Source organism: Paraclostridium benzoelyticum (assembly GCF_001006285.1).
GTDB lineage: Bacteria > Bacillota > Clostridia > Peptostreptococcales > Peptostreptococcaceae > Paraclostridium > Paraclostridium benzoelyticum.
The window spans coordinates 52661-77906 of sequence record NZ_LBBT01000147.1 but is presented as its reverse complement, the minus strand read 5'-3'; the positions used below and the strand labels follow the sequence as shown (position 1 = coordinate 77906).

At 27.9% G+C, this 25246-nt stretch carries 24 protein-coding genes; 1 reads left to right on the top strand and 23 read right to left on the bottom strand.

Translation table 11 applies throughout. From position 1 onward, the window contains the following. Window positions 1-1097 (bottom strand): non-hydrolyzing UDP-N-acetylglucosamine 2-epimerase (gene wecB, locus VN21_RS07100; RefSeq protein ID WP_046822640.1); only part of this gene is annotated, 1097 nt, incomplete at its 3' end. Between the two features lie 92 nt (window positions 1098-1189). Here wecB and VN21_RS07095 point away from each other — a divergent pair. Further along, on the top strand, window positions 1190-1372 hold the full coding sequence (locus tag VN21_RS07095; protein ID WP_046822639.1) for a hypothetical protein: 183 nt from the start codon (window positions 1190-1192) through the stop codon (window positions 1370-1372). A 46-nt stretch (window positions 1373-1418) separates the two neighbouring features. Here the strand turns inward: VN21_RS07095 and VN21_RS07090 are convergent, their stop codons facing one another. The 22 genes from VN21_RS07090 to VN21_RS06985 all read right to left on the bottom strand — a co-directional run bounded on the left by VN21_RS07090 (window position 1419) and on the right by VN21_RS06985 (window position 25229). After that, on the bottom strand, window positions 1419-2642 hold the full coding sequence (locus VN21_RS07090; RefSeq protein WP_046822638.1) for a nucleotide sugar dehydrogenase: 1224 nt from the start codon (window positions 2640-2642) through the stop codon (window positions 1419-1421). A gap of 63 nt (window positions 2643-2705) precedes the next feature. After that, window positions 2706-4055 (bottom strand): O-antigen polymerase, encoded by a 1350-nt coding sequence (locus VN21_RS07085; protein WP_046822637.1) that lies wholly within the window; start codon window positions 4053-4055, stop codon window positions 2706-2708. 27 nt (window positions 4056-4082) lie between these two features. Further along, a complete protein-coding gene (locus VN21_RS07080) occupies window positions 4083-5333 on the bottom strand; it encodes a glycosyltransferase family 4 protein (protein WP_161794382.1) in 1251 nt (416 codons plus the stop codon). A 49-nt stretch (window positions 5334-5382) separates the two neighbouring features. Then, a complete protein-coding gene (locus tag VN21_RS07075) occupies window positions 5383-6522 on the bottom strand; it encodes a glycosyltransferase family 4 protein (RefSeq protein ID WP_046822636.1) in 1140 nt (379 codons plus the stop codon). A 10-nt stretch (window positions 6523-6532) separates the two neighbouring features. Next, window positions 6533-7693 carry a glycosyltransferase family 4 protein gene (locus VN21_RS07070; RefSeq protein WP_046822635.1) on the bottom strand — a complete coding sequence of 387 codons (1161 nt, stop codon included), beginning with the start codon at window positions 7691-7693 and terminating at the stop codon, window positions 6533-6535. A gap of 40 nt (window positions 7694-7733) precedes the next feature. Further along, on the bottom strand, window positions 7734-8591 hold the full coding sequence (locus tag VN21_RS07065; RefSeq protein ID WP_046822634.1) for a GNAT family N-acetyltransferase: 858 nt from the start codon (window positions 8589-8591) through the stop codon (window positions 7734-7736). A gap of 15 nt (window positions 8592-8606) precedes the next feature. Next, complete coding sequence (locus VN21_RS07060; protein WP_046822633.1) at window positions 8607-9221, bottom strand: sugar transferase; 615 nt, start codon at window positions 9219-9221, stop codon at window positions 8607-8609. A gap of 32 nt (window positions 9222-9253) precedes the next feature. Next, the gene (locus VN21_RS07055; RefSeq protein ID WP_046822632.1) at window positions 9254-10450 is read right to left on the bottom strand and encodes a DegT/DnrJ/EryC1/StrS family aminotransferase; all 1197 of its coding nucleotides are present in this window, start codon (window positions 10448-10450) and stop codon (window positions 9254-9256) included. 3 nt (window positions 10451-10453) lie between these two features. Next, window positions 10454-12358 (bottom strand): polysaccharide biosynthesis protein, encoded by a 1905-nt coding sequence (locus tag VN21_RS07050; RefSeq protein ID WP_046822631.1) that lies wholly within the window; start codon window positions 12356-12358, stop codon window positions 10454-10456. Window positions 12359-12585: 227 nt separating this feature from the next. Next, complete coding sequence (locus tag VN21_RS07045; protein WP_052952002.1) at window positions 12586-13299, bottom strand: CpsD/CapB family tyrosine-protein kinase; 714 nt, start codon at window positions 13297-13299, stop codon at window positions 12586-12588. A 1-nt stretch (window position 13300) separates the two neighbouring features. Then, window positions 13301-13993 (bottom strand): YveK family protein, encoded by a 693-nt coding sequence (locus tag VN21_RS07040; RefSeq protein ID WP_046822629.1) that lies wholly within the window; start codon window positions 13991-13993, stop codon window positions 13301-13303. Between the two features lie 293 nt (window positions 13994-14286). After that, complete coding sequence (locus VN21_RS18385) at window positions 14287-15096, bottom strand: stalk domain-containing protein (RefSeq protein WP_052952000.1); 810 nt, start codon at window positions 15094-15096, stop codon at window positions 14287-14289. Between the two features lie 19 nt (window positions 15097-15115). After that, a complete protein-coding gene (locus VN21_RS07030) occupies window positions 15116-15817 on the bottom strand; it encodes a hypothetical protein (RefSeq protein ID WP_046822628.1) in 702 nt (233 codons plus the stop codon). Window positions 15818-15936: 119 nt separating this feature from the next. Continuing rightward, window positions 15937-16611 carry a CpsD/CapB family tyrosine-protein kinase gene (locus tag VN21_RS07025; protein WP_046822627.1) on the bottom strand — a complete coding sequence of 225 codons (675 nt, stop codon included), beginning with the start codon at window positions 16609-16611 and terminating at the stop codon, window positions 15937-15939. After that, window positions 16589-17308, bottom strand: a complete 720-nt coding sequence (locus VN21_RS07020) for a YveK family protein (RefSeq protein ID WP_046822626.1) — start codon at window positions 17306-17308, stop codon at window positions 16589-16591. The genes VN21_RS07025 and VN21_RS07020 overlap by 23 nt, the downstream gene beginning before the upstream one ends. A gap of 282 nt (window positions 17309-17590) precedes the next feature. Next, window positions 17591-18502, bottom strand: coding sequence for an LCP family protein (locus tag VN21_RS07015; protein ID WP_035115236.1), 912 nt, complete (start codon window positions 18500-18502; stop codon window positions 17591-17593). A gap of 121 nt (window positions 18503-18623) precedes the next feature. Then, window positions 18624-19985 (bottom strand): sensor histidine kinase, encoded by a 1362-nt coding sequence (locus VN21_RS07010; RefSeq protein WP_052951999.1) that lies wholly within the window; start codon window positions 19983-19985, stop codon window positions 18624-18626. A 352-nt stretch (window positions 19986-20337) separates the two neighbouring features. After that, window positions 20338-20643, bottom strand: a complete 306-nt coding sequence (locus VN21_RS07005; protein WP_046822625.1) for a nucleotidyltransferase family protein — start codon at window positions 20641-20643, stop codon at window positions 20338-20340. 1 nt (window position 20644) lies between these two features. Next, window positions 20645-21046 (bottom strand): nucleotidyltransferase substrate binding protein, encoded by a 402-nt coding sequence (locus VN21_RS07000; protein WP_046822624.1) that lies wholly within the window; start codon window positions 21044-21046, stop codon window positions 20645-20647. Window positions 21047-21337: 291 nt separating this feature from the next. Continuing rightward, a complete protein-coding gene (locus VN21_RS06995) occupies window positions 21338-23734 on the bottom strand; it encodes a vWA domain-containing protein (protein ID WP_046822623.1) in 2397 nt (798 codons plus the stop codon). Between the two features lie 34 nt (window positions 23735-23768). Beyond that, window positions 23769-24500 carry an LPXTG cell wall anchor domain-containing protein gene (locus VN21_RS06990; protein ID WP_046822622.1) on the bottom strand — a complete coding sequence of 244 codons (732 nt, stop codon included), beginning with the start codon at window positions 24498-24500 and terminating at the stop codon, window positions 23769-23771. Window positions 24501-24536: 36 nt separating this feature from the next. Continuing rightward, on the bottom strand, window positions 24537-25229 hold the full coding sequence (locus VN21_RS06985) for a BsaA family SipW-dependent biofilm matrix protein (RefSeq protein ID WP_052951998.1): 693 nt from the start codon (window positions 25227-25229) through the stop codon (window positions 24537-24539). Window positions 25230-25246 lie beyond the last annotated feature (17 nt).

The window sequence follows — 25246 nt, the reverse complement described above, 5'->3', positions numbered from 1 at the left end:
TTATTAATTATTGCATCAACTATATATTTGCTAGCATTTCCATCACCATATGGGTTGCATGCTTTTGCCATAGAATCATAAACAGATTGATTTGTTAATAATTCCTTTGTCATATTATATATTGTTTCTTCTTCAACTCCTGCTAATTTTAAAGTTCCAGCATCTATACCTTCAGGCCTTTCTGTTGTGTCTCTCAGTACTAGTACAGGCTTACCTAAAGATGGAGCCTCTTCTTGAATTCCACCACTATCTGTCATTATTATATAAGCTTGATTCAAGAAGTTATGGAAATCTAATACTTCTAAAGGCTCTATTAAGTGAACCTTACCACTATCTCCAAATATTTCATTTGCAGTATCTCTAACTAAAGGATTTAAATGAATTGGATATACAACTTGAATATCTTCAAACTCATCTACTATTCTCTTTATCGCTTTAAACATACCTTTCATATTTTCTCCTAAATTTTCTCTTCTGTGAGCTGTTAAAAGTATCATTTTGTCATTTCCTAATTTTTCAATAACTTCATGCTTAAAATTTTCTTTAATAGTAGTTTTAAGTGCATCTATAGCCGTATTTCCTGTTACATATATATCCTCTTCTTTTTTTCCTTCTTTTAATAAATTTTCCTTTGAATTTTCTGTCGGAGCGAAGTGCATATCTGCTATAACTCCTGTAACTTGTCTATTTACTTCCTCTGGATATGGTGAATATTTGTCATACGTTCTTAATCCAGCTTCAACATGCCCTACCGAAACTTGATTGTAAAAAGCAGCAAAACTTCCTGATAAAGTAGTTGTAGTATCTCCATGGACTAATACTATGTCAGGTTTAACTTCTTTTATAACTTTATCTAGGCTTTGCAGTGCTCTAGTTGTTATATCAACTAAAGTTTGACCTTGCTTCATTATATTTAAATCATAATCTGGTTCAATATTAAATGTATCTAATACCTGATCCAACATTTGTCGATGTTGAGCTGTAACACAAACTATACTTTCTACTTCATTTCTACCCTCTAATTCTTTAACTAAAGGCGCCATCTTTATAGCTTCTGGTCTAGTCCCAAATACTGTCATAACTTTTAATTTTTTCATATTTTCTCCCTACTATATTAAATATTTTTTGTATTAAACATATACTAGCTTCATATAATATAATATGATATATATTGCTTTGGAGGTGTCTTATGGAAAAACATCTTTTAACTCATAGAAACTTAGAACATAATGAAATTCTATTATATTCTAAACATATAAGTAGTTTTATGAATCTTAAAGAAAATAAGCTCTATAAAAAAAATCATATATACGAATCAAATGATATTGTTTATTTAAAAAACATACTACTAAATATATTAAATTTAAGTTAGTGTGCATAACTATAAATATATACCTAGGGATTCCCTAGGTATATATTTATAGTTTATACACTTTATGATTTATATCTAAAATATTTCTAGTGTCATATATTATCTTATTTTTTAATAAGTTAATATTTTCTTTTATATGACTATGTGCAACTAATATTACTACAATCTCTACATCATTTATAAATGTTTCAAAATTATTAAATTGATTTTCAAATTTTTTATCCTTTATCCATGGATCATATATTTTTACACCTTCTATATGATTTTGTTGCATTAAGTCCATAAGTTGAAGGGTTGGACTCTCTCTCATATCATCAATATTTTCTTTATATGTCATTCCATATAAACCTACCTTTTTAAAACTATCTATATTGTTTTCATTCATTATATTTTGAATTCTTTCTAATACGTACTTAGGCATAGAATCATTTACAACCCTTGCAGATAATATAGTATGTACTATTTCTGGGTAATCACCTACTAAAAACCAAGGGTCTACAGATATACAATGTCCTCCTACACCCGGCCCTGGTTGAAGAATATTTACCCTCGGATGCTTGTTGGCTATCCTTATAAGTTCATAAACATCCATACCTTCTGACCTACAAATTTTAGCTAATTCATTAGCAAATGCTATATTTATATCTCTGAAAGTATTTTCAACAACTTTGCTCATTTCAGCAGTTTTTATATCTGTAACAACAATTTCTCCTTTACAGAAATTTTTATACCATGATTTAACCTCTTCTCCAATAGTTCTATCATCTGCACCTATAGTTCTTGAATTGTGTTCTAATTCATAAACCATATTTCCTGGAATTATTCTCTCTGGAGCATGAACTAAATGAATATCTGCTCCTATAACTAATCCCTTTTCCTCTACTAAAGGTCTTATATGTTTATCTATAGTTCCTGGAGATACAGTTGATTCTATTACAACTATACTTGGAATTTTACATGTCTCTAATACTGTATTTACAGCTTTTATTACATATGATGGATCTATCTTTTTGTTTTCCTCTATATATGGAGTAGGAACAGTTATTATATACTTATCAGTTTCTACGTATTTATCTGAAAATTTTATTCCACTTCTTACAGCTTTTTCGTATAAATTTTCTAATCCATTTTCTTCAAATGTTAATTTGCCCTTATTTAAAGTTTCTACTAAGTTTGTATTTAAATCAGTTCCTATTACATCTACATTATTAGCTGAAAACATTAATGCTGTAGGTAATCCAATATATCCTAATCCTATTATATTTAACATATGCTTTTAATCCTTTCAATTTTCATTTACTTATTGATAATATTTGCTGTAACTATTTATTTTTTAATCATCCTTTTCATTTAAGCGATATTGCTTAGAAAATACTAAAACTATGAAAATAAATATTATTAAATCTAGTTTTCCTCTTATAAATGTATCAATGTCTGAATACATTACATTAAACCCCCATAATATAAGTAACTTAGCTCTTAAGAATATATATATATAATTTCCTTTTCGAGTAGATAAATTATTTAAAAACCTACTTATTACTCCAAAAAGAAATGTATGTATAATTAATCCAATAATACCTATTTGATAATATCCGTAGGAAATAACATCAACTGGTATACCTGCATTAACTTGGTGATTTGCTGTATTTATTTCATGCAGCATAACAGGTGATCCAAAGCCTAACTTGAAGAAAATTAAATCAGGCAAAAACTGAATTACTGACATAATATAATCTATAAAAAACCTAAATGACCCTTCTGCAAATTTAACTACATTGAAAACATTTATATAAGGGAATGAAAATTCTATAGCAAAGTCTTTAACCGAATCAATTAATGTTTTATTTTCTACTATTTTAATTCCAGTAAAACTTGATCCGTATGCTAAATATCCAAATAAAACATCCAAATATTTAACTCCTATGATACCTATAATTAATATAGGTACTATATACCTTGATTTATTATCTTTTAAAATTTTAAATACAATAAATGTAGCTAAAAATAAGAATACAGGCATTCTTCCTGCATTTATCAGTAGATAATACAAACTAATAATAGCAGTAATAATAAACATTATTTTATATGAATTTTTAGATTTATTATCTATTTTTAAAATATAATATAAATTGCAACTAGCTATTATAAGTGGAAAAAACACCTTTATAAAGGATCCACTAATTTGATCAGCTCCATACATTCTATACAGCTCTGCACTTTCTAATGTATTTGATATTCCTCCTAATTTAATAGTATAAATACATAAGCTAGCTGTAGATATTATAAATGTTATAATTGCAGATATAGCTACTACTTTTTCATCAATGCTATAATATTTTTCACTATCTATTTTGATATTTTTTTTATTTAACATAAAGTACACTAAATTTTTATAATAAAATCCAGCTACTATGCATATATAACCTAACGCACACAATAGTAATGTAGATAAAAATTGTTTATCATTATTAAAACTAACGTTAGAAATTATACCTCTATCCAAATTTGTAGAAAAATCTAAATTTAATATTAAAATAGGAATTATTACAAATGCAATACTATACCCAATGTTAATTACTGTTAACAAATCAATTTTTGAATATTTTTTTCTAAAAGTCTCAGTAAAAATTATAGTCATTCCCAATACAATATATAAAAATGTCAATAGTACTTTATTCATAACTTAACTCCTTAAAATTTTATATAATTAGATATTCTCAAGTTTTGATAATAAATCTTGAACTACATTTGTCCACTCAAATTTATTACTTCTACATGTCCATTCTTTTTTGAATCCTCTGGATAAAATATTTATAATTTCACTTTTTAATTCATTTGACCTATTTTCACATATAGGCCCTCTCTCTATTTCTTTCATAAATAATTTTAAAGGATCTTGTTGATCTCCCAGTATTGTAAATATAGCTTTATCTGTTCCTAAGTAATCATACACTTTTCCTGGCATTTGATTGCTATTTTTATTTCCAAATAAAAGTAACACATCACTAAAATTCATATACTTTAATGCTTCATCAAAAGATTTTCTTGGCAATAAATTTATAATATCTAAATCATCGAATTTTTCTACATTATCTATATTGTCTATTCCTCCTAATAGGATAATATTTAACTTTTTATATAATTCAATATTGTTATGTTTGATATCTCTTATAGCTCTTATAAAGGGATTTATATCTCTTAATTTTGTGAATATTTCTCCTGCATGTAAAATATTTATTTTATCTTTGTTTATTTCCTTAGGCATATCATCTGAATTTATGTGTTTATATAAATTATCATCATATCCCCTATAAACAATATCTGCATTGTTTTTATCTATAATAAATTTTTCTCTATACAACTTCATACATTCTTTTGTTGTAAAGAAGTGCTTTTCTGCTAATTTTACGACTTTTTTTTCCATTATTTTTTCAATTTGCTTTCTTATATATGGAATTTCAGATCTATTCGGATCAAATGTCCATGGATCACTCCAATAAGCTACCCATCTAACATTTTGAAACTTTTGTTTTAAATTATATGCAACTAAGTGAGACGATGGGGTTTCATGCATTGAAAATATTAAATCTATTTTATCACTTTTAATAATGTCTATACCTAGCTTAGATGCACTATTCTTCCAAACCATATAACTGTCTGGTATAGCCAGGTAACTTTTTATTTCTCTCCTTAATTTACTTTTTATATTTTCTTTGCTTTTTTGATTTATCTGTGCTGTTCTATTAATATTTTCTTCTTTTTTTTGGTAAAATTTATTATATAATATCCCTAATCCGCACCTATAAACTTTTATACTTTCATCTATTCTATTTTCTAATGATTTATCATAGTTAGAAAATTGATTAGGAAAATCAACTGTTAATACACTTACTTTATGTCCTAATTTTGCCATATAGTTAGCATAATATAAACTTCTTATGCTTCCTGATACATTCACTGGAGGATAGCACGTTGTTATAATTAATATATTTATATAAATCACCTCATTAATCTAAATCTATTTTTATATTTTCATACATATCACTTAATCTTTTCTCCATTATTTCCCATTTATATTTAGTTTCATAAAGCTTTCTGCTATTACTTGCCATAATATTGTATATATCTTCATCTTCTAACAATGTTTTAAATGCATTTTCAAGGGATTTTTCATTAAACTCACAACTTAATCCTATATTTTCTTCTACTATAATTTTATCTATTCCTGTATTTTCACATACAATTATAGGTTTTTTACACATCATGGCTTCATATAGTTTATTTGGAGAAGAATATCTGTGATTTGGAACACTTGGATCATAACAAGCAAAAACTACATCCGAGTTTATAGTATTTTGTATTATATCTTTATAAGCTAGTTTTCCTATAAATTTTATATTTGAAAAATTTTCATCATATTTTTTACACTTTTCTTCAATAGGTCCAAATCCAGCTACTATTAATTCCCAATCTTGATTTCTAGAGCATATTTTCATCGTTTCTTCAATCATTCTATTATCAGATAATATCCCACCATAAAATATTCTTTTTTTTCGTTCTAACTTTTCTTTACTTTTTTTCAAATTATCTGAAGTTTTTGGAGTATTATGTACAAATAACAAATTTTTAGGTTTGCTTCCTGAAATTTGTTCTATTCTACTTTCGTTAACTAAAATAGTAAATTCTGATTTTTTTATAGCAAAGAAATCTATCTTTTTTACTAGTCCTCTTAGCTTTTTAGGTACTGAAAATGCATCAACATAGAAATCGAATATATCATATACATATTTTTTTTTAAATATTAAGTTCATAAATACCGCCGGTAATACAGTATCAAAGTCACATGCATGTATTAAGTCATATTTCTTTCTATTTTTTATTAGCCACAACAAGATTTCTTTATTCCATTTAATCAAAGGTCCCAAGTTTTTAAGTCCTGCTCCAAACCCTGCCTTTATATTAAATCTATATGCCTCAGCTTCTCCATTATATAATGGTATTTTTTCTCTATCTACATTTGAATCAGTTTTTTCTCTATTCCACGCTAGTGCTATAGGTGTATATCCACTTTTAATTGCTACAGACATTTCTTTTTCAACTCTAGGATCTGGATCGATGGGATTAGACCTCATGTATATAATTTTCATATCTCCCTCCCTATATTTTTTTGTTCTCATATAATTTATCTACTACGCTTATATACTTTGAATAAATTTGTTCCATTTCTTTTTGTATATTTTCCATATCATAAGACTTTATATTTTTTAAGCTTTGCTCTGAAAATTTTAATTTTAAATCATCTTCTCTATAGATTTTCTCTATAGATTTTTCAAATTCAATTATATTATCTAAAGGTAAAACATATCCATTTTCATTGTTTATTACTAAGTCTCTATTGCCTCTACAGTTACTAACAACTAATGGTAATCCTGTTGCCATAGCTTCCATAATATTAACTGGCAAACCTTCTTGTCTTGAAGTTGATATACATACATCTGATAAAGACATTAAATTTGTTATATCATTTCTATATCCTAAAAATTCTATGTTATTCTTTATATTTAACTTAATAACTGTTTCTTTATATTGTTTTTCTAACTCTCCAGTTCCAACTAATAATAGTTTTATATTTGGAATTCTATCCTTCAATTTTTTAATAATTTTTATTGCTGTGTCTTGATTCTTCCTGTAACTTAATTCTCCAACATAAATTAATATAAAATCACTATTTTTATATCCATACTTACTTCTTAGTTCTAATTTATTCTTTTTTATTTGTGGTTTAAACTTATTTAAATCTATACCGACTCCATGAATATGCTGTACATCCTTTATCTTCAACCTATTTTTTGCCAAATAAAAATCTTCATTATTAATAGTTATAATACAATCTGTATATTTACCAAAAAATTTTTCAAAATTATAGTACATTATCCAATTTTTCTTCGGAGCTCCCTCAAAAAAATGTAATCCATGAGCTGTGTATAGCACCTTTGTTCCTCTTTTTCTTGTTTCTTTTGATGCTAATCTTGTTATAGCACCTCCTGATGGAGACTGACAATGAATTAATTCAAAATCTTCTTTTCTAAATAATTTTTTTAATTGTTTTAAAGCTCTTAAATTTTGAATACTAAATGGATTTCTATCAAAATCTATTTGATGTTTTATTACATTTGGGTTATCAAATTTGTCTATCTCTTCATTAAAATTTGCAGCTATGTGAACTTCATGTCCCATATTTAACAACACTTTATAGTCACTCTGTCCAAATATTCTAAAGTGCCTACCTAGGTGTGCCGTAACTAAAACTTTAGCCATACTAAAACGCTCCCATTCTCACTTATTAAAAAATAATTTATTATCTAACTTTCTTATGAAAACTATTTATTGAGCTTTCTACTCTGAAACCATTTGATATATAAAAATTCAAAGCTCCTAAATTATCAATCTGAGTTCCCACAAAAACATTTTTAATATTTTTCTTATTAAAATTCATAAGTGCATAGTTGATCAGCTTTTTTCCAATCCCTAAACCTTGATAGTCTTTATTAATTCCTACTAAACTTATAACTCCATCTAATTCTCTATCACTAATCCTATTCCTATATATGCAACTTATAAACCCTATTAATTTATCTTTATATGTAACTCCTATAACATCAACAGACTTACTTCTTATTTCATTTTCTATCCATTTCTTATATAGTATATTTGCATCTTCATTTCTCAAATTAGGATCTTGAAAAAATCTACCATGTTTATATAAATTATCAATAATATCTAATACGTCTTCTAAATTTGTTTCATTTAAAACACCAAAATCATAATCTTTATTAATATCAATTAAAATATTATCATCAATATTTTTCTTTAATGTTATTATAGAGTCCATTAAATTGTATCTGTTTTTTTCTAAAATATGCATACTAGAATATGAGTCTGTTTTTACCTTAGTAAATAAACAATCGTAGTTTTCTACTTTAGCAACCTCATCTATATTAGTTACTATACTATCTGTCAAATCACCATAGCATAATTCCATCGAACCTATTTTTTTATTAAAAATTTCACTATCCCATTTAAGATTTTTAATCTTCGCTATTGATTTAATATTTCCATTACTGTTTTCAATAAAATAAATTGAATCTTCTTCTATATAATTTATGTATTCAAGTAAAAGCATTTTACTTTCTTTTCCACTTCTTATATTTATCATTTTTTACCTCATACTTTAAATATTTTTAGCTTCTTCAACTTCTTCATGTTCTACAGATTTGTTTACACCTTCACTTTTTAAAACAGAAAGCGCCGTCTTAATTAATATTTGAACATCTAGTAATATAGAATAATTTTCAATATAAAATATATCCATCTCTATTCTATTTTTCCACTCAATATTATTTCTGCCATTACACTGGGCATAGCCTGTAACTCCAGGTTTAACTAATAACTTTCTTTTGTCAAAATCTGTATATAGCTCATAGTGATCTGGCAAATCAGGTCTCGGTCCTATAAAGCTCATTTCTCCTTTTAATATGTTAAATATTTGTGTCAATTCATCCAGGCTCGTTTTTCGTAAAACATTACCAACCCTAGTAACTCTAGGATCGTTATCACTATTGAATGTAGACCCATCTTCATTCCTTATGTCAGGTGCATTTACATACATAGTTCTAAATTTATATATTTCAAATATATTTCCATTCTTCCCAAGTCTTTTTTGTTTGAATATAATAGGTCCTCTACTATCAAGTTTTATAGCAAATGCGATAATTAATAATATTGGAGCTAATAAAATTAATAGTATTAAGCCAAAAACTTTATCTAAAACATTTTTAATAAACATTAAAATCCTCCATAAAATCTTTTTCTTTTTTATTACTCCAATATTTTGTCTAGTGTATTTACTATATACTCAACTTGTTCTAGAGTTAAGACACTATTAAGTGGCAATGTTATTTCATTTTTATACATACTAAATGCATTAGAATAGTTTTCTATGTTAAATCCTAAGTTTTTATATGCTGTTAATAATGGAAGTGGCTTGTAATGAACATTAGTTGCAATTCCTGCCTCAGCCATTTTCACTATGACTTCATTCCTAAATACTTCATCTTTTCCTGTTAATCTAATTAAATATAAATGACCACTAGATTTATAATCATCATCGAAATGTTTAAGTACTTCCACTCCATCAATTTCATTTAATAGTTCATCATATTTATTTATAATTGCTTTTCTGTAATTAAGTAATTCTTCATACCTGCTTAATTGACCTAATCCTATCGCTGCCATTATATCTGTCATATTGCATTTGTATGCAGGTTCTATTATGTCATACTCCCAAGATCCGATTTTAGTCTTAGCTAATGCATCTTTTGTTTGTCCATGAAGTGATAAACAATTATATTTTTTGTATATTTCTTCATCATCAATTCCATCTATGCTCTTCCAAGTAACAGCTCCACCTTCTGCTGTAGTAAGATTTTTAACAGCGTGGAAAGAAAAGCTTGTAAAATCAGCTATACTTCCACTCATTTTACCTTTGTAAATTGCACCAAATGAGTGTGCTCCATCAGCTATTACAGCTACTCTTCCTATGGACTTTTGTATTTCATTATTTGATTTAAATAAGTCTTTTTTGCTATTAGCAACTTCAAAAATCTTATCGTAATCACAAGGTACTCCTGCTAAATCAACACATATAACAGCCTTTGTTTTTTCTGTTATAGCTTCACTTAATTTTTTATAATTCATTTGGTATGAACCTTCTGCTGTATCAACTAAAACTATCTTTGCACCAACATGATGTATAACACTTGCCGATGCAGTATATGTATAGGCACTTGTTATAACTTCATCTCCTGGTCCTATTCCTAAAACTCTTAATGTCATTTCCATTCCTGCAGTGGCAGAGTTTAAACATATAGCTCTATTTGTTGTGCAGTAATCCGCTATCTTTCTTTCAAATTCCTTAGTCTTTGGACCTGTTGTAATCCATCCTGATTTTAATACTTCTACAACATTATTTATTTCAACATCCGTTATATCTGGTGGTGAAAATGGAATATTCATATTTTATGCCCCCTTAAGTGATTTATCATTTGCTTCTTCAGGTCTTATATAAGTAGTAACTAATTCTCTCATAACACTATCAATTAGCTCTACTTCTTCTTTATCAACTATAGACTTTAAAATCTCTAAATGCATCTTGCATCTTTCTGAATCAAAATCTATCGGTTTACCAATAAATATCTTCTTATGATCAGTGTTAGTTAATCCTTCCTCTGACATAAGTAACTCTTCGTATAACTTTTCTCCTGGTCTAAGCCCAGTAAACTTAATCTTTATATCTACATTTGGTTCAAATCCGCTAAGTCTAATTAAATTATCTGCTAAATCAACTATCTTAACTGGATCTCCCATATCAAGAACAAATATCTCTCCACCTTTAGCCATAGCTCCTGCTTGTATAACAAGTTGAACGGCTTCTGGTATTGTCATAAAATATCGTATAATATCTGGGTGAGTTATAGTTACTGGTCCACCTTCTTCAATTTGCTTTTTAAATAATGGAATAACACTTCCGTTACTTCCAAGTACATTTCCGAATCTAACTGCTACAAACTCTGTTTCACTTTTTTCATTCATAGTTTGTATTATCATTTCTGCTGCTCTTTTAGTTGCACCCATTATATTAGTTGGATTAACAGCTTTGTCTGTAGATATAAGTACAAATCTTTTAACTTTGTATTTATCTGCAAGTGTTGCTACATTTCTAGTTCCAAATATGTTATTTTTTATAGCCTCACTTGGACTTTTTTCCATAAGCGGAACATGCTTATGAGCTGCTGCATGGAATACTGCATCAGGTCTATACTTATTAAATATTTCATCCATACGCTTTTCTTCTCTAATTGATGCTATTATAGTTTTAAGATTTAAACTGCTACCGTATTTTCTTATTAACTCTTGTTGAATTGCGTATGCGTTATTTTCGTAGTTATCAAGTATTATAAGTTGTTTTGGATTAAAACTTGCTACTTGTCTACATAGCTCACTTCCAATACTTCCTCCGCCACCTGTTACTAAAACTACTTTATTTTGTAGATATTCACTCATTTCAGCTAAATTTACCTTTATTGGTTCTCTTCCTAATAAGTCCTCAATTTGAACATCCCTGATTTTTTTTATATCTACTTTTCCATCAATAATTTCGTATACACCAGGTATTGTTCTTAATTTACATTTTGTCTGTTTGCAAATTTCTATAATATGTTTTTTTTCATGTTTACTTATTTTAGCGATTGCTATTATGATTTCATCAATATCATATTTTTCTACTAGGTCATGTACATCTTTTATATTTCCTAAAATAGGTATATTATGTATTCTTCTACCTTTTTTACTTACGTCATCATCTAATATTCCTATAGGTTTTTTTAAAAGTTGAGGATTATTTTTAAGTTCTTGGATTACCATCTCGCCTGCACTTCCTGCTCCTACAATAAGTACATTTGAAGATTTTTCTTTCAAACCACTTCTTATTAAAACTCTTCTGCCCGTTCTATAAAGAAGTCTTGTTCCTCCTGTTAATGAGATAGTTAATATCGTGTTTAAAATGTAAAAAGTTATTGAAAATTGTATTCCCATAAATAGGTGTATTAAATAAGTTGTTATTACTGATAATGTACACGCAAATACTATTGCAATTAGTTCTTCTTCTCCTGCATATCTCCATAAGCTGTGGTAACATCTACACAATGATAAAGTTACTATACTTACAAATATATAAATTGAGATTGCTCCCATAGCTATATGCTCTAGTTCGTATTGTGAGTATATTATCCAAGTAGAAACTATAAATGATAACACCATACATGCTATATCTGTTCCAACTAAAATTAGTTGTCTCATTCTGTACTTACCTAATAAATTTTCTAATACACTTTCTTTTTCTGGGGCTGCGATTTCAGTCTCCATAAAACTAATCCCCCTTTTTAATATAAATTTTTTAAATTTTAATATAAAGTTTCTTAGGTAGCATCCGTAATATATATTTATAAGGGTGCTACCATAACCCCTAAGCAATAATTTTTCAAATTTTCATAATGTTAAACTTGTTTGGTGCACTAAAATTTTCGCCGATTTTAGTGCATAAATTTTTTACGCAACGGACAAAGTCGTTGGCGACATGAGCGAAGCGAATTTTAGTGTTTCTTCTTTTTCTTTTTAGAAACTCTGCTTGAATCACTTTGTTCATAATAATAGCTATAGTACCCATACGAACCATTTTTTTCTATATACTTATTAAGTACGGCACCAATTACATTAGCTTTAACTTTTTCTAGTCTTTCTTTTGATATTTTTGCTCTTTCTGTTTCTACATCTTTAGCTCCAACTACCAAAATTGTTCCATCTGCATAGTTAGCTAAAACCCCTGCATCCATAATAATCCCTATTGGTGGTGTATCTATAAATATATAATCGTAATAATCTCTTAGTACATCTATAAACTCTCTCATTTTTTTAGATTCTAACATTTCCCCTGGATTTGGAGGTATCGTCCCTGCTGTTAAAATTTGAAGATTTTCTAATTCCGTGTTTTGAACACATTGTTTTAACTCTTTTTTTCCTGCTAACACATCAGTTAAGCCTAGTGCATTAGGTTTAGTAAACATTTTGTGAACACTTGGATTTCTAAGATCTGCATCTATTAATAAAACTTTTTTTCCTTCTAAAGAAGCAAAACTAACAGCTAAATTAGATGAAACTGTTGTTTTTCCCTCATCTTGTTTAGAGCTTGTTATTACTATCGTTTTCATTTCATTGTCAAGTTTGGAAAACTGTATATTAGTTCTAATACTTCTATAGCTTTCCGCTATTGGTGATTTAGGATCATTAAATGTTGTTATATTTATCATCTTATTTACCACCTTTCTTACCTTTATTTTCATGAGGTACTACTCCTAGTAGTGGCAATCCTAAGTGTTTTTCTATATCTTGAGGTACTTTTATTTTATTATCTAGATACTCAAGTAAGAATATAACAAATAAAGATATCATTATTCCTAGTACTGCAGCTATTGCCACATTCATTGCTTTATTTGGTTTTATAGGTGTTTTTGGTACAATTCCTTTGTCTATCACCTTTACACTGTTAGCTTTTGTTATTCGCTTAACTTCCTTAGTAAATGCTTTTGGTATAGCGTTTGCTATATCAGACGCTCTTTGAGGATTTGTATCTTGTACTGATACTGAAATTATTTGAGTGTCATTAACTGACGAGACGTTTATTTTATCGGCTATTTCTTCGTAACCACCTTTTATACCTAGTGATTTTGTTACTTCATCTAATACAGCCTTTGACTTTATTATTTCTCCATAAGTTACTGCTAGCTTTTCAGAAACGTTTATCTGGTCAGTTGTTATGACATCTGTTCCAGGTGCTTTATCGCTATTTACCAAAATTGTTGTATTTGATTCATACACTGGACTTAGTACAAAAAAACTTATGATTCCGCTTACTATTACTGCTACTGATGTTATTAAAACTATTATCCATGCTCTTTTTTTGATAATCTGAAAATACTCTTTTAAGTCGATAGTCTCTTCCATTTTTCCCTCCATTTTCTTGTTTTTCTGCTTGTTTTCTTCGTTTTTCTGCTTGTTTTCTTCGTTTTTCTGCCTATTTTGATCTATTTTACGTGCTATATATTAGCATTTTAATCCATATTTGTATATAGTTTCTACAAAGGCTCTCTTTATTTTACATATATCGACTTTTTCAGAATATTCTTTAGCGTTTTTTCAACATTTCTTTTTTTAAGCTTAAATAATTTATGATTAATTCATATTTGTTGATAACTTATGAAGTATAGTCACATCAAAATATTAGTGAAAGTAAAAAATTACATTTTGTCTTCCGTACTAGTTTGAGAATCATTATTTTGTGAGTTATCAGTACTATCATTTCCTCCATTTGTATTGCTTCCGTTATTACCTTCAGTGCTACTATTGTTATCTCCGCTAGATCCATTATTTGAATCAGTATTATTATTATTCGAATTGTTATTGTTATTGTTACTGCTATTGTTTGAGTTGTTACTTGAATTATTGTTGTTATCTGGTTTACTAGTAGTGTTATTATTCGAATTACTATTATTATTGCTTGGTTTACTTGGCTTGCTAGGCTTTGTTGTAGTTTGAGGCTTTTCTTGAGTTTCTTTTTTAGGTTCTTCTTTTTTTACTTCAGAACTATTTTGAGGTATTTCTTTTTTAGGTTCTTCCTTTACTTCTGAAACAGTTTCTTTTTCAACTTTGTTATTTATTATTAGTTTCCCATCTTCTATATCAAAATTTAATAAATTAGCACTTTTTAAAAACTCTGGAGATACATATACCTCTTTATTTTCGTATATTGGTTTTGTATCTATTGGAATTTTGTATCCGTTTATTTCTTTTTCTTCTAATGGATAGTAATTTTCATCTACTTTTGCAAAAGATGATTTATTTTGAATTATTACTTCTTTTGAGTTTACATTTACTTTTAATTCTTCTTTAGATTCTTTTACTTCCCCGCCTAGTTTTTTTACTAATGTTTTAAAAGGTACATAATCTTGTCCATTTTTTTCAACTATTTTTATTTCATTTGCAAACGCAAGTGTTGTTGTAGATAATGCTATCACCGTTGTTAGAGCTAATATTTTTTTATTTTTCATAGTATACTCCTTTCTACTTTTATATTTCTACTAATTCATTTTGTATAACTAAGCTTTTATTTTCTGATGTATATTCCCAATTTGGAGCTTGGCTATCTTTGCTAAATGCTTTTATTTCTAAGTTTTCTATTTTTTTATCTTTATTTAAATCCTTTATTGTTTCTCCTAAAAACTTCATTTGGCTTAATGCTTTTTCAGGTTGTTTTATACTTTCAAGACTTAATGATATTTGAGTTTTCCCATCTACATCTTTTATAGATTCTACTGCATAATATTGTGGTACACTTTTAGGTTCTTCTTTTATTGTGTGATATGTTTGAATTTCTACTTGTTGTTGATCTACTGCTTTTATAAGAGTTTGAGTTTTATCTGCTTCGTAGTTGAAATCTTGTGCTTTTTCTTTATCGTCGAATATATAAATATTAAAGTTTTTATTCATATCCTTTATTATATTTTTTGAAAGTTGTCCCATTTCCTCTTTATTAAAGGCCTTTTTTTCTAAAACTACAAATGTGTTTATTCCATCTTTTTCTTCTTGTTTTATAATTTCATAATCATTTTTAGATATGTTTATTTCTGATTTAGAGCTAGATACTCTAGATACGTAATGTTCTTCTTTTGATTTAAAAGATCCTCCCATGAGTGTAAATCCTACTACTACAACTGCAGTTAAAGAACAAGCTATAGCTATAACAAGTTTTTCATTTCTTTTATACTTCATCATTATTTCCTCCTAATATTCACTCTCTGATATAATATAACATTTACTTATTTATTTTTTTGCCTAAATCTGTCGAACAAAAAAAGTTACCTTGAAAAATAGGTAACTTTTTAAAAGTTTTATGCTCCATAGTAATAGTTATAGTATCCGTAAGATCCATTAGTGTCTTCAAACTTGTTAAGTACAACGCCTAGTATGTTAGCACCTACTTTATCTAATCTTTCTTTTGCTATTTGTGCCATTTCTATATCTACTTCTTTTGATGCAACTACTAATATACTTCCGTCTGTATATGTAGATAGTATTCCTGCATCAGTTATTATTCCTATTGGTGGTGCATCTATAAATACATAATCATAGTAATCTTTTAAAGACTCTAAGAAGATTTTCATTTTTTTTGATGCTAACATCTCTGCTGGGTTTGGAGGTATTTTACCGCAAGTTAATACTTCTAAACCATCTACTTCTGTTTTGTTAACACATTCATCAAATGATTTTTGTCCAGTTAAAATATCTGTGATTCCATGAGTGTTGCTTATGTTAAACATTCTGTGTACTGTTGGGTTTCTTAAGTCTCCCTCAACCACTAGTATTCTTTTACCTTCCATAGCAGCAAAGCTTACTGCTAAATTAGCTATTACTGTACTTTTACCTTCATTTTGCTGAGAACTTGTTACTAGTATTGATTTTATTTCTTTATCTATATTTGAATATTCTATATTAGTCCTTATAGTTCTGTATGCTTCTGATATTGGTGATTTTGGATTTCTTTTAGTTATTAGTTTTTTTAGCATGCTTTTTTCTACCTTTCTTTTCTATATTTTCGTTAGGTACTACTCCTAGCGTAGGTAAGTTTAGATATTTTTCGATATCTTGAGCTGTTTTCATTTTTCTATCCATAAATTCTAATAAGAATACTATGAATAGCCCTATCATAAACCCTAAAACTCCAGCTATTGCTACGTTCATAACCTTATTAGGTTTTACTGGTTTTTCAGGTACTCTCGCCTTATCTATTACTTCAACACTGTTTGCATTTGTTATTCTTTTTGCTTCTTTAGAAAATATTGTAGGTATAGCATTAGCTATTTTCATAGCCTTGCTTGGACTTGTATTCGTCACACTTATAGATAATATTTGAGTATCCTTAACTGGCTCTACTTTTAAACTATTAAGTAACTCATCATAAGTCATGTTTAAATCTAATTTATTTATTACTGAATTTAGTACTGATTTTGATTTTATTATCTCACCATATGTTAACGTTAACTTTTGAGTAACATTTAACTGATCTCCTGTTATCATGTTATTAGTTGCAGCACTTTGTTCTGCATTAACTATTAAAGTCGTACTTGCTTGATATTCTGGTTTTAATACAAAGAAACTTATAAGTCCGCTTATTATCATTGCTATTACAGTTATTAGTGCGATTATCCACGCTCGTTTTTTAATTATTTGGAAATATTCCCTTAAGTCTATCGTTTCTTCCATTTGGCCCTCCTCTTAGTGTGTTTTTCCCCATACGATTTATGTATCGACCCCTTATTTTAAAACTTTACACCTTTTAGCTAAATTTTTCAATTTTTTTACACGTTTCGCCAAAATTAAAATCCCCTATTCCTCTTACAATATAAAAAAGCTATCTAATTTAGAGTATAGAATAGAAAGCCTTTAAGTTTTAGCGACCTTTAAAGCGTTCTTTCCGCTTTGGGAGCAAAACTCAAAGGCTTTCTATCGATACCTACTCTAAATAGATAGCTTTTTTTACCTCACTTATTGTTGAGTGTAATTTTTATAATCAAATATGAATTTTTTAAGTTGTTCGTTATTGTATTCTTTATCCCAAAGAATTACCCATCCTTTTTCTTTACTTACTATTTTTCCATCTCTATGTCCTTCAAGTGGGAATTCAAGTTGTGGGAATTCTGTAAAGTTCATTTTTATAACTTTATTAGCTAATTTAAATATTTCCATTGGAGGTATATTAGTTTTTGTATATCCTAATATAGTGTTTCCTATTTCCATAAGATCTCCTGGATTGCTTGATAATTTGTTATATGCAGCTTGCATAACAGTTCTTTGTCTATTATCTCTTTGATAAGCATCATCTGCATATCTTATTCTACTATATGCTAGAGCTTCTGCTCCATTTAAAGTTTGTTTACCAGCACTATTTACACCTGGAATATAACTTACCTCTTTAGGTAATACATCTATTTCAACTCCACCTAAAGCGTCTATAATTTTTTCAAAAGAGCTAAAACTTACAACAGCATACTTATCAATTTTAAGTCCAAAGTTTTTATCTATAGTTTGAAGTAAAAGCGCAGGCCCCCCATAAGCGTAAGCATGCGTTAATTTTTCTTCTCCATAACCTGGAATTTGAACATAAGTATCACGTGCAAGAGAAGTTATTCTAATATCATTATTTTTTTCATCGATAGTTAAAACCATCATAGAATCAGATCTATTTCCCTTGTCTAAATTGTTTCCATCAACCCCAGCTAATAATATATTAGTTATACCATCTTTATCATCAGCTTTTTCAACCTTTTCTTTTACATCTTTAGCTGCACTACTATCATATATAGAGTTTAGCTTAAAATAAAAATATCCAAAAGCCACCATCGGAACAGCTACAATGAAAATAACTAATCCTATGACTATTTTTTTGAAAGTACTCATAAAATCCTCCCTATACTAATTATTAATTTAGATATCCATATATTAGCACATATAAATATCGGTTGCTACTTATTTTTCTTTAGCAAAAAGTAAAACCAAGGATTTACTTTCCATCCTTGGTTTATTGATTGCATTCTATAAGTATCTCTGTTCCTATTCCAACTTCACTTTTAATTTTCAATTTATAGTTGTATAAATTAATTATTTGAGCTGCAATAGATAGTCCTATTCCAAAGCTATTGTTATATTTTCTTGATTTATCAACTCTATAGAATTTATCTGTTATCTTTGGAATTTCTTCTTTTTCTATTCCTATGCCATTATCCTTTATAGATATGTACATTTTTCTTTTTTCTCTGTACACTTTTATTTTTATTTCCTTTTCATCTTTTTCACAGTACTTTATAGCATTATCTATAAATATTATGAAAAGTTGCTTAAAATGTTTCTTGTTCATATAAATATAAGCATCTTTTTCACACTCAAATTTAAAATCAACATCTTTTCTTATGACTTCAAAGTCATATATAATTTGATCGATTGAAGCTTCTAAGTTTATTTTTTCTATTTCTTCATCAACTATTGTTTTGTTGTCTAATTTTCCAAGTTCTAATAAATCATTTACAAGTTTTGTTAATCTATCAACTTCATCTAAACTTATTTTAAGCGATTTATTTAGTGTTTCAGGATCATTTTTTCCCCATCTATCTAACATCTTTAAATGTCCTTTTAATATGGTTAGAGGCGTTCTAAGTTCGTGTGATGCATCTTGAACAAATTGTCTTTGTACTCCAAATGAGTGTTCAACTGAGTCCATCATTTCATTAAATATTATATTAACTTTATCAAACTCATCTTTTGGATTTTGTATATATACTCTACTTGTTATTCCTTTTTCTTGTACTTCTTTCATAGTGTTGCTTAAGTTGTTTAATTTTTTTATAAACTGTCTTGATATATATATTCCTGCTATTAAACTTATTATTAATCCTATTATCAACATAAAAACAATTATAAGGATTGTATTTTCCAGGAAATCATCATATAATTCACTTTCTCGCTCTAAATACATATAGTATTTTTGATCACCTACATGCACAGGAGTTATTAAGCTTACCTTATCGTTATTTACGCTCAAAGATGTGTCTATAATATATGAACTTGGTTTTTGATAATCAAAATGTTTAGGTTTTTCATACATTGTATTTAAAAGTTCTTTGTTATCTGAATTATATATAATAGCATTTAAATTCATAGATTCTAAAATTTCTTTTTGAACTTCATATGAGCTATTGCTATTAAGTAAAATTTCTAGTTCATTAGCTCTTGATTGAATTTCTTCTTTTTCATATTTTATAGTCCAAACTCTAAATACTATAAATTGAGATATATAAGTTATTAAAAATATTACTACTATAGATATAAATGATATAAGGGTCATTTTCCAAAATGTCGATAAAGATTTTAGTTTCTTTATAATCATATTAAAACACATCCTTAATAATTACTGCTGTTTACAAAACCTCATATTCTTATTTTATTAATTTTAATATATACTTTAAGCTTATTTATTGTAATCTCATTATATAAAGTTTCATTACCTTTGTCATCTTATTTTCTCACACAAAAAGACTGATCTATACTTGGAGCGAGGGATTGAATTTTATGTTGCCGCGACATTTATTTTTCATCCAACACAAAAAGACTGGCTTATATTTTGGCGAGGGATTTGTGCTGTATGTTGCCGCGACATTTACAAGCATCTTCACAGCTTTTATGGAGCAAAACATACACACAAATCCCGAGCCTACAAGTAACCCAGTCTTTGTATCACCCTATTTTATTGTATATATTAATTTTCCTTCATTATTTATATGTTCTATTAACTTTTCATTTTTTATTGAATTATATTGTATAATATCAAAAAAGTATGGTAATGGATAAACTTCATTTAAATAGTCATCTAATTTTAAAATGGTGTTACTACTTACATCCTCGCCTATTATAGCTATATCTACATCAGATCCCTTTTTATAATTACCCATAGCCCTGCTGCCGAATATTATTGCCTTTTCTATCTCTTCAAAATGCTCTAAAGCTTTATGTATATATATCATATCTCTATCTAATAAGCCAAACATACTAAATCTCCTTTGATAATTTTTTATACATACTGTCTAATTCTGGCAAATATGCCATTAATATTTCTTTAGTCATTTTCTCTGCTAACTCTTCATCATAAGTATGAGTAGTTAAATTTCTATTTGATAATGCATCTATCCATATATGTCCATTATCTATTAATCCTATCTGAAAAGCTTGTTTTACAGTTTCTCTTGGACTTTTTACCATATAACCTTCAGATTCTAGATAATCTTTTAGTACCTTCCATGCAAGTTCAAATGTCATTTCAAAAAATTGTATTATACCAGCCCTTTCAAGCTCTGTCCTTATCGGTTGATTAGAATATTTTTTTAATAATTTATATGACTTTTCAAAATTTTCAAATCTTTGCTTCCACCTAATCTCTTTTAAATTTTCCATAATTCACCTCTATATAATTATATTATTTTTATGTGTATCTAATATTTTAGCATATATCAAAACGCAATATTCCTATTCATATAATTTTTAACAAAAAATACTGAGCTATACTTGGGCGAGAGATTGAATTTTATGTTGCAGCGACATTCATTTTTTCATCCAACACAAAAAGACTGGCTTATATTTTGGCGAGGGATTGAATTTTATGTTGCTGCGACATTTACAAGCATCTCCCTAACTTGTATGGAGCAAAACATAAATTCAATCCCGAGCCCACCATTAACCCAGTCTCTAATCATACTTAAGTTTATTTTCTACATATGCTTTATCTTGCCAAAACATATAATTCACTAAAGTATTACTTACTTTTATATTAATATTATTGTTATCTTTACCTATAAATAACTTCCCATCTCTTGCTTTATTTTCATCAATATTTTTTTTATCATTTACGTACTCTTCAAATTTAACCCATTTAGTCCTATTATCTGCAGGATCTGCATCTATCCATACCTGAACTTTTTCATAATTCATAGGTACAATTTCTTCTACATCATATAAACCTTCTGTAAAATAGTTCTTTGAAAAATCCTTATTACTAGATATATCAGTTTTTTCACCTCTTAAATAAAAAGGCATAGAGGTTTTCATGTTTCCGTTTAAATCCACTGTATATTTATGATTTTGGCTACCTGAATTCCCAATTATTGATATAGAGAACCTATCATTACGATTTACATCACTATCTTTAACTACCGTCCAGTTTCCATTTTTATCTTTCTTTACGATTTCTTTTTTTATAGTTACCTTTCCCGTTTGATAAGGTATATCAACTATAGGCTTATTAAATACTTGTTCCTTATCACTTCCATTTATAGGATCTTTATATTTAATTTCTGCATTTGCATTTGTGGGAATTTTCTCACCCCCAAAGTATGGATCTTTAGTTGAAATATCAAAACTTACTTTAACTCCCCCTGTAAGTTTTCCATTTCCAGCTTTTTTATTTGCAATAATATTACCTATTTTAAACGTTATTTCATCTTCGCCTTTTGAGTTTTCAGATACAACAACATTTTCAGGCGGTATCTGTATTTCATTTCCATCTAAATCTGTTATCTTCCAGCTTTTGTCCACTATATTAAACTCTTTTGAAACTACATCATGTATAATAGATTCTTTAGCTACTGAAGCATTAATATTTTCTTTTATTTCATTACTTATATCATTAAATATTCCATTTATACTATTTAAATCTTGAGTATAATATTTACCTTCATATTCACTCGGATCAATTACATTTTGAATAGTTTTTAAAAAGTTTATAGCTTGACTTTTTTCCTCCTCAGGAGCATTAGTAAATAATCCTACACTATAAAATTTAGCATCTTTATATCTAGGTTTATTGTTTACATATATAGTTTCTGCTGTTGGCCTATATGCAATTCCTCCAATAGTAACTTGTGTAGGAGCTCCGTACCCTGTAAAGTATCTATAGTACTCTCTTTGTGCACTCTTAACGTGTATGTCCCATCCTGTATATCCCCAATAATCTCTAGAGTTCACTGGCAATCCATCTGAAAAAAACACTACATATTTATTAGCTTCATCTCTTGAACCTTCTAAAAGATTTTTTGCTCTCCATATACCATCTTGAGTATTTGTTCCTCCACCTGGGTTTATATTATAAATAGCCCTATTTATTTCGTTTAAATTTGTTGTAAAGTTTGTTTGAACTTCAGAACTTGCTCCCGGTTTATAATATTGAAAAAAGTCATAGTTGTATGAAAAATTAGCTACAGATATTCTAACTTGATCATTATTACTTGAGTTTAAAATATTTTTGCTTAAATTTTTAGCTGCAGTTTTTACTTTATTTATTTTATCATCCATACTTCCTGATGAATCTATTACAAGCACTATATCAGCTTTTTTAGAATTTTGAATTGATCCTTCCCCTTTTGCTTCTAAGGTTATATTATATGTTCCATTTTCATTTAATTTAGCGCTTTTATTTATTTCTAAATTTTTATTACCTTGGCATCTTTCAGTATTTTGTACTGTTTGTGGTTCTGATTTATATTCTGTTTGTATAGCTTCTGGATTTAATTTTTCTACTTCTTTGTCCAAAGTAACTTTAGCATTAGGGAATTTTTCTAATACTTCTTGTTCACTGTTTTCTAATTTATATCTAATCTCTGATTTTAAATTTAAAGATTCATTTTCACATTTTTGAGCATTATCTTTTAGTTTTGCTTCAAAAGATAAATCTACTTCTTTTGAAGATATATCTCCTAAATTAACGCTTATACTATCTTTAGAGTTTGTTACTTCACCTTTTATATTTTCCTTTTCTTTAATTCCGTTTACGGAAATATTCTCTGAACTTATTTCAAAGTTGTCAGATATTTTATTCTCAAAAGATGTATTTTTAATATTTACATCTTGTTCATTCCCTTTTATTTTTAAATTTACTTTCAACTGTGTATCTGATATTTTTTCAGTGCTTTGTTCTAACAAAAGTTTATTATCCAGTGTATGTATTGGATTTTCGCTTGCTACTTCCTTAATAGTTAAATTGTTTATTTCTTGAGCATATGAAGTAGATTTACCTTCAATATTCCCTAAGCTTGATATAATTAACATTGTTAGTACCATTACACAAGATACTAATCTATTTTTTTTCATTTAATGTTCCTCCACACTCCTTGCATAAACATATTTACTTTTTAGAGTTCTTGTTTTTTCTACTAATTAATAAAAGTAAAATACTAGTTATCCCTAATATTACATATATAAAAATCCCATCTTCTCCTGTTTTTGGCGATTCGCTCCACATATCATCCTCATCTGATTCTAAATCATTTGGATATTGATCTGTTTTATCTTTGTTATCAACTTTATCTGATTTATCTAAAGTTTCTTTATCATTATTTTTACTTTCATCTTCACTTCTAACTGCTGTAAATATCCAATCTATCTGAGCAGATTTATTTTTATATTCATTTCCAGTAGATGCTCCATCTAATTTGACTTCCGCAATAAGATTTTCTTCTTGCCCTGGATTAAATACTCCTAGACTTATACCTTTTGTTAATTTATCTTCTCCATTAACTGCTTCATCATATATGACTTCATCTTTATATGAAATTTTTAAATCTAGTTTATCTAAAAGATCATATTCTTCTTTTGGACTTACTCTCTCTGCTCTTAAGAAAAGTTCGTATGGGTATTTATGCTTATTTTTAATTTCTAAAGTTCTTCTTATATAATCTCCTGGAATCATGTTAGGGTGTTGTAGAAATAAATCATCATCAGGTATGTATACTAATTCATTCGCATTTCCCAATAATTCAACATTAGGTGGAGCCAATGTATCTGCATCCACCTTTATAGTTGTTATTATTGAAAGAAGTGAAGTGACTACTAAAATTTTTCTTAGACAGCTTTTCACATTCTCACTCCTTTATTAGATTTTTTAATTATAATCTTAGTTTTTTTGATTTGGTTCTTCAGAATCTGTTGGACTTACAGCACTTTGATTTTGTAAGTTACTAAAAGTATCTTTTAATCCATCTGCTGTAACCCAATCTCCATATGCATTATTTGATGCTTGAATAGAGTCAGCTTGAACATCTACGTCAAAACCTAATCCTCTATACTCATTTCCTGCATCACTAGCTAATGTTACAGAGTCAAGTAATGTATTAGTATAATCACCTTTAGCTACTTTTCCCATATAATAATAATATCCATCACTTCCAGCAAACCAAGTTCCACTATTTTTACTTTCATTCACATTTTTTTTAACGACATTTAATTCTATATTACCAGTGTCTAATTTTTGTCCATTTACTTCTGCTATTTCTTCTCTAACTTCATTTCCACTACCATCTTTTGTTACTTTTACAAATTTAGGTATGAATTTAACTCTTATAAATTGATCATATGTTGTAGTATTTTTTACTTGTACATCTTTATTTACATTATCACCCGGAAGCATGTTTTCAGGTTTTTCAAATTCCTCGATTATTTTTATTCCACTACCATTATTATCACTATTTGATGCTGTGTTAAAAGTATTTGTTGCTTTATCTTGAGATGTAAACCATGCAAGTGTTCCCCCTATTACACCTACTGTCAGTACTCCTGATACTGCTAACGCTTGAACTTTCTTATTCATTTTATTCCCTCCAAAAT